5 protein-coding genes are annotated in these 6297 nt (G+C 43.0%); 3 read left to right on the top strand and 2 right to left on the bottom strand.

From position 1 onward, the window contains the following. Window positions 1-216: 216 nt before the first annotated feature. Both hflC and hflK read right to left on the bottom strand, forming a co-directional pair. Window positions 217-1158: a protease modulator HflC gene (gene hflC, locus B4K20_RS12160; RefSeq protein WP_286304592.1), complete on the bottom strand. Its 942-nt coding sequence runs from the start codon at window positions 1156-1158 to the stop codon at window positions 217-219. Beyond that, window positions 1155-2213 (bottom strand): FtsH protease activity modulator HflK, encoded by a 1059-nt coding sequence (hflK, locus tag B4K20_RS12165; protein WP_289283075.1) that lies wholly within the window; start codon window positions 2211-2213, stop codon window positions 1155-1157. Before hflK ends, hflC begins: the two co-directional genes overlap by 4 nt. Window positions 2214-2419: 206 nt before the next feature. On the opposite strand from hflK, the gene B4K20_RS12170 reads away from it, so the two are divergent. The 3 genes from B4K20_RS12170 to B4K20_RS12180 all read left to right on the top strand — a co-directional run. Then, the gene (locus B4K20_RS12170) at window positions 2420-3901 is read left to right on the top strand and encodes a type I restriction-modification system subunit M (RefSeq protein WP_289283076.1); all 1482 of its coding nucleotides are present in this window, start codon (window positions 2420-2422) and stop codon (window positions 3899-3901) included. Between the two features lie 5 nt (window positions 3902-3906). After that, entirely contained in the window at window positions 3907-5046 is a 1140-nt protein-coding gene (locus B4K20_RS12175; RefSeq protein ID WP_289283077.1) for a restriction endonuclease subunit S, read from the top strand. A 30-nt stretch (window positions 5047-5076) separates the two neighbouring features. Continuing rightward, a partial coding sequence (locus B4K20_RS12180; RefSeq protein WP_289283078.1) for a DUF4145 domain-containing protein occupies window positions 5077-6297 on the top strand: 1221 nt, incomplete at its 3' end.

Here is a 6297-nt window from a genome sequence, read left to right on the forward strand (position 1 = left end):
GAATCCTGGTACAACCTCTATGGCCGACATTACAGTGTCGACTATGAAAACTATGCGGATGAAAGACTTTGGCCCAGATTGTTATATCGGACAATGGAAGCTACTGGGTTAAGTACGTTTTAGCTAAATGCAAAGAAGGGATAATTTAAAGGTGGGGTATGCCCATATCCAGAGTGCCACACCCAAGCTGGGCATGACACTCTGGTAGGCAATGATTTACTGAGCTTGCGGTTCTTCTAGATAACGGAAGAAATCAGAGTCAGCTTTGAGCATGAGCGTACTGTTCTGACCTAAAGCTCGGTAGCTTTCCAGCGTACGGAAGAAAGAATAGAACTCAGCGTCGGCACCGAAGGCATCACCATAGATTTGGGTTGCTTTGGCATCGGCTTCACCGCGAATTTTCTCGGCGTCACGTGCTGCTTCAGAGCGAATACGACGAAGATCGCGTTCCATATTACCAAGGATTTCCTGGCTACGGCCACGACCTTCAGAACGGAAACGTTCAGCAATAGACTGACGTTCTGCAATCATGCGACTTTCTACCTGACGACGAACAGATTCAATGTAATTAACCCGTTTAATACGTACATCATCTAGCTCAATACCGAGGGCTGGCATAGAGTCACGAGCTCGTTTGAGAATACCAGCTTCTAGCAGTTCACGACCTAGTTTAGGTTGTTTTTCCAGGTTGACGTCACTGCGTTCTGCCAAGGCCGGATCATCCAGCTCTTCAACATTGACCTCCCAGTCTTTCGAACGAACAATTTCTTCCAATTCGGTAGAGGAGACCATGTCTCTGACCACAGAGTCGATAATGTCGTCGAGACGGGTGCGCGCACCGGCTTCATCACGAACACTAGTCAAAAAGAGTAGGGGATCAGTAATTCTCCAGCGAGCAGTGGTATCGACAAGAATAAACTCACGACCCAACGTTGGAATCTGTGTGACATCTCCATCCCAGACCAAAAGGCGTTTGTCGAAGTAACGTACATTCTGCCAAGGCAGTTTGAACTTAAGACCGGGCTCATTAATGACGTCACCAATCGGTTCACCGAACTGGACCACAATGGCTTGTTCGGCTTCATCTACAGTGTAAAGCGTGAGGTTACCAATGATGATGACCAAAACGGCGACTAAAGCGAGTAAAGACGTTTTCATTTGTCACCTCCAGTGGCGTTACGGTTGACGTCGAGTAATGGGAGGGGAGACATCTGGCCATCTTGAACAACCAAAATTTGCCCGATATCTGGCAACATTTCATTTAAGGTTTCCAGATACAGACGTGAGCGTGTCACGACCGGCGCTTGTTGATATTCATGCAGAACAGCGCTAAAACGGGCGCTTTCACCCACGGCACGGTTTACTCGTTCTGTGGCGTAACCTTCAGCTTCTGCGACAGTACGAAGGGCAGCACCTTCCGCATTTGGGATTTCCTGATTCACTCGTTTTTGAGCTTCATTAATCATTCGCTCACGTTCTTGGCGAGCTTCATTCACTTCATTAAAAGCAGGTTGAACGGCACGAGGCGGCACCACATCCTGCATTTCAACGGTGCTGATACGAATTCCTGCATCATATTGGTCGAGTATTTCCTGAATCTCATCACCCGCTTTTTGTTGAATCTCCACCCGGCCAATAGTCAGTACTTCAGAACCCAGCATATTACCAACGATACGACGCATCACTGACTCAGAAATATCGCGAAGGGTACGTGTCGGTTCACGCATTTGATATAGAAACTTAATAGGGTCTTGAATGCGATATTGAACCACCCATTCAACATCGATCATATTCAGATCGCCGGTGAGCATTAAGGACTCATCTTCAAATTGTGCGGCACTGTACGTTGAACGTTCTCCCTGACGGGTTTTCAACGTGCTAAAACCAAACTCTTGTTTTAATACGCGTTCGGTAGCGACCAGTTGTATCTTGTCAATGCCAAAAGGAATTTTGAAATGAAGACCAGGATCAGTAATACCCGTAACGGAACCGAAGCGTTTTACCACAGCGCGTTGCTCTGGTTGCACCGTGTAAAAAGACGTCATGGCGCCCCAAACCAGCAAAACAACCAGGATAATGGCAATAACACCACCACCAAAATTGCCACGTGAACGGCCACGGCCGCGACCACCGCCAGTCAACTTTTTCATTAATTCAAACAGGTCTGGCGGGCCATCAGGCTCTCGACCATTACCTTTTACGGATTGGATCATTTTTCTCTCTCCTTTGTATACGAGAGGCCAGTCTACTATTAAGGAGCGGCTATGTACGGAAACTGGTCAAATCAATTTTTTGAGTTTGGATATTTAGGTAAATATAGGCAGCTACTCAAATTTGATAAAAGGCAGATATTCTTGTCAGCTCTGGTTTAATAATGGAAAATCATTCTCCTTCATAAATCATTCTAAGAAGTTGCTACATGCTCACCGGTGAAATCAAAAGCCAAGTTGATAAAATATGGGAAACATTCTGGACAGGCGTGATAAGTAACCCGCTCACGGTCATCGAACAATTCACCTATCTCTTATTCATTCGTCGTCTGGATGAAATTGAACAACTTGAAGAAAAGAAAACCAGCGTTGCCGGCAAACGAACTCATAAAGCATTTTACGGGCCCAATCATCAATGCTTTCGCTGGCATAGCTTTCGTGAGCTAGAACCGCAAACCATGTTCAATTTATTTACTCAGCCACAGCCAGAAGCAGATGGTTTAACGCTATTTGAGCATATGAAACAACTGGGTGATCAAGCAGGCGTATTTGCTCAGTATATGAAAGGTGCGACGTTTATGATCCCCACGCCAAAGGTGCTGGATCAAGTTGTGCAAATGATTAACAGTATCCAAATGGCCGATCGTGATACCAAGGGTGATCTCTACGAATACTTATTATCGAAAATCGCCACAGCTGGCACTAATGGTCAATTTCGTACACCACGCCATATCATTAAAATGATCGTGGAAATGATGGAACCTAATCGTGAAGACACGATTTGCGATCCAGCCTGTGGCACAGCAGGCTTTTTAGTGGCTTCAGGCGAATATATTTACCATCATCATCCTGACTGGTTACATGACCAAACTTTCCGTGAACATTTCAATAGCGATATGTTCACCGGTATTGAGTTTGATAGCACCATGCTACGCATAGCGGCAATGAACTTACAGCTCCATGCTGTTGAACGCCCGAATCTCATTGGTCAGGATGCTTTAGGTGAAGCCAATGCGGCCAGCCGAGATCAATACAGTCTGATTTTAGCCAACCCACCGTTTAAAGGCTCTTTAGATTACGACGGCGTGGAAAGTTCATTACTCAAAACCGTGAAAACCAAAAAAACTGAGTTGCTGTTTATTGCCTTGATGCTACGTATGCTCAAAATCGGTGGTCGCTGTGCTGTGATTATTCCCGATGGCGTGTTATTTGGTTCATCCAATGCTCACAAACAATTACGCGAAACTCTGGTTGAAAAGCAACGCCTTGAAGCCATTATTTCAATGCCCAGCGGTGTGTTTAAACCATACGCAGGTGTAAGTACCGCTGTAGTGATCTTTACCAAAACTAATAACGGCGGCACAGACAATGTCTGGTTCTATGATATGCAAGCTGATGGTTATTCACTGGATGATAAACGTAGCCCAATTAAAAACAATGATATTGATGATATCGTCCAGCGCTTTAAACAGCGTCATAAAGATGTTAATCGTCAACGCACCGACCAGAGTTTTATGGTGCCGTTTGATGAAATCAAACAAAACGATTGGGATTTAAGTATCAACCGCTATAAAGAAGTGGTGTATGAACAAGTGGAATATGATTCACCGGCAAAAATTATTGCTGAGATAGAACAACTAGATAACGAGCGTGGGCAAGCATTGCAGATCTTGAAGGAGTTGTTAGGGTGAACTCGGTGCTGACAACAAATCAATACAAAAAAGTTGCTATAGGTGATTGTTGTGAAATTATCAGTGGCTCCACACCATCAAGAAATAAAGTCGAGTACTGGGATGGTGAAATAAATTGGTTTACACCAAAAGATCTAAGCCGAATAAAATCAAAATATATTTCAGAAGCACCTGAAAAAATAACTGCTTTAGGCCTTAAAAGTTGCTCAACAACGCCGTTACCAAAAAATTCATTATTACTCAGTTCAAGAGCACCGATTGGCCACATAGCCATCACCACAATTGAAGCGTGCACTAACCAAGGGTTTAAATCATTAATACCAAATAAAAACCTAGATGTTGAATATTTGTACTACGCAATAAAAAACATCATTCCCCAACTCAAAGATTTAGGGAATGGTGCAACATTCAAAGAGATCTCAAAATCTACGCTCAGTAAAGTTCAAATCCCAATCCCTCCTCTGGCAGAACAAAAGCAGATTGCCGCTATTTTGGATGCGGCGGATAAGCTCAGACAAAAAGACCAGCAACTGGTTGAGCATTACACTTCACTTAGCCAATCGCTGTTTTTGGATATGTTTGGTGATCCTGTCACTAACCCAAAGAAATGGAATACTAAGTATTTTTCAGATGTGTTTAGTACTAAAACAGGAAAACTGGACAGTAACGCAGCAACAGACATAGGTATATATCCATTCTTTACCTGTGCTAAACAACCACTCAAAATTGATTCGTATACATATGATGAAGAAGCTTTGCTTTTAGCAGGGAATAATGCCGCGGGTATTTTTGATGTTAAGTACTACAACGGAAAATTTGATGCGTATCAAAGGACATATATCCTTACAATCAAAGGAAATGAATTAACTTATTCATTTATGAAGGTTGCGTTAGAAAAAAAATTGGCTGATTTAGAAAGATTATCAATTGGTTCAAGCACGCAATACTTGACTATACAGATTCTTAAACGTTTAGAGTTTAGTGTCCCGCCAATACAACTCCAAAACCAATTCGCCGAACGCATCGCCATTATCGAACAACAAAAACAACAAGCGCAGATGAATTTAGAAAAATCTGAAATGCTATTTAACAGTCTGTTACAACGCGCTTTTACTGGCGAATTAACGGCAAATAAGGCAGCATAGGCTTATATATCATGAACAGGGACTAGGTGAGTGAGCAATTTTCAGTTTTTACAACGCGACTTTCCGGCTTTATATGCCGATGCCGTTGAAGCTGAACATTTCACTTTTTCATCGCCTAAAGCCTCAGCTATTTTTTGTCGCTCCAGCTTGGAAAATGCCATAAATTGGCTGTATGACCATGAACGGACTTTAAGCCGTCCCTGGCGTGCTGACTTAAGCACATTAATGCATGAGCATGGTTTTAAATCTTTATTTAACAATACTTTATTCAATGAACTTAATCTGATTCGCAAAACAGGTAATCTCGCTGCACACGGCAAGTCTGTCAGTCAACAGGATGCTTTAGCCTCACTGAAATACCTGTTTCGCTTTATGCGTCATCTAGCTATTTATTATGGTAAATCTGTCCCTGATACTCAGATATTTAATGAAGCATTAATTCCCCGAGCGGATGCTGATACTGTTCAACCACCCAGCATTGAGACTACCCTGGCTGAAGTTGACACAAAGAATCAGTCAAAGCGTGAAAATGAACAACAAATACGTGACAAAGCACAGCATAATCCAGCCATTAAACAAGCTATTGAACAGGAGCAGCAGCAATTAGCTGAACGCAAAGTCTCACGCGAACAATCCGTTGATATCAGCACAGCCGTACCATTGTTGGTATCTGAAGCAGAAACTCGTCGTCGATACATCGACTTATCACTGAAAGAAGCAGGTTGGGATAATCTGCAAGATGGTTATCACTTGGAATATGAAGTTACTGGTATGCCAGCCAGTACCAATAAATCAGGCATAGGTTATATAGATTATGTGCTTTGGGGTGACGATGGTTTACCGCTGGCTGTCGTTGAAGCCAAAAAGACAATGTATGATGCCAGGAAAGGCAAACACCAAGCTGAGTTATATGCGAATTGTTTAGAAAAGATGAAAGGGCAACGGCCCATTATTTTTTATAGTAATGGCTTTGAGACTTATCTTTGGGATGACACCTTTTACCCTGAACGTGAAGTTCAAGGCTTTTATACGAAAGACGAACTGCAATTATTAATTGAGCGTCGGCAAACCCGAAAAGACTTACGTTTATTCAAACCTAATGAAGCTATTGTTGGCCGACCGTACCAACTTGAAGCGATTACCCGTGTTGCTGAGAATACGGTAAAAGAGAATAGTCAAGGTGAACTCAAAGGCAGGGCAAGACAAAGCTTGTTAGTCATGGCAACAGGTAGTGGCAAAACCCGAACAGCC

Source organism: Methylophaga sp. UBA5088, assembly GCF_002414625.1.
GTDB lineage: Bacteria > Pseudomonadota > Gammaproteobacteria > Nitrosococcales > Methylophagaceae > Methylophaga > Methylophaga marina.

Bases quoted from the DNA above. Each gene is read 5' to 3' on its own strand.
- hflC (WP_286304592.1), bottom strand. From the start codon at position 1,158: ATGAAAACGTCTTTACTCGCTTTAGTCGCCGTTTTGGTCATCATCATT.
- hflK (WP_289283075.1), bottom strand. From the start codon at position 2,213: ATGATCCAATCCGTAAAAGGTAATGGTCGAGAGCCTGATGGCCCGCCA.
- B4K20_RS12170 (WP_289283076.1), top strand. From the start codon at position 2,420: ATGCTCACCGGTGAAATCAAAAGCCAAGTTGATAAAATATGGGAAACA.